Source organism: Pseudomonas sp. CHM02 (assembly GCF_000612585.1).
Classification (GTDB): domain Bacteria; phylum Pseudomonadota; class Gammaproteobacteria; order Pseudomonadales; family Pseudomonadaceae; genus Aquipseudomonas.
In genome coordinates this window covers 1-326 of record NZ_JFCA01000124.1, presented here as the reverse complement: position 1 = coordinate 326, position 326 = coordinate 1, and the positions used below count along the sequence as shown (strand labels likewise).

Annotated in this window: 1 pseudogene; it reads left to right on the top strand. The window is 61.7% G+C overall.

Going from position 1 to position 326, the window contains the following annotated elements:
- Nucleotides 1-119: 119 nt before the first annotated feature.
- A pseudogene (locus BM70_RS33270) lies at nucleotides 120-208 on the top strand (23S rRNA (adenine(2030)-N(6))-methyltransferase RlmJ); the annotation flags it as partial.
- Nucleotides 209-326 lie beyond the last annotated feature (118 nt).

Genomic DNA, 326 nt, shown 5'->3' with positions numbered 1-326 from the left:
CTGCGCGCCCCAGCGCGAGCAAGCTCGCTCACCACAGGGGATTTGTGTCACCACAAGATGGCTTCAGATCGGGCAGGTCATGCCCGTGCCGCCAATCCAGTTCCCAGAACATTTCAGCAAAGCAGCTGCGTGAGCTGCTGCCGTGGCTGTCCAGGAAGCTTGGGCAGACCCAGGGTGGATGGCAGATGATTGGCTGATCGCTGAATAAACAGCGACGAGCGGGCTGTTGTGGTGAGCGAGCTTGCTCGCGCTGGGCTGCACGGCAGCCCCAAAACCCGTCACCACGGTCTATCTGAAAAACCGCAGCGGCCTTGTAGGGGCCGCTG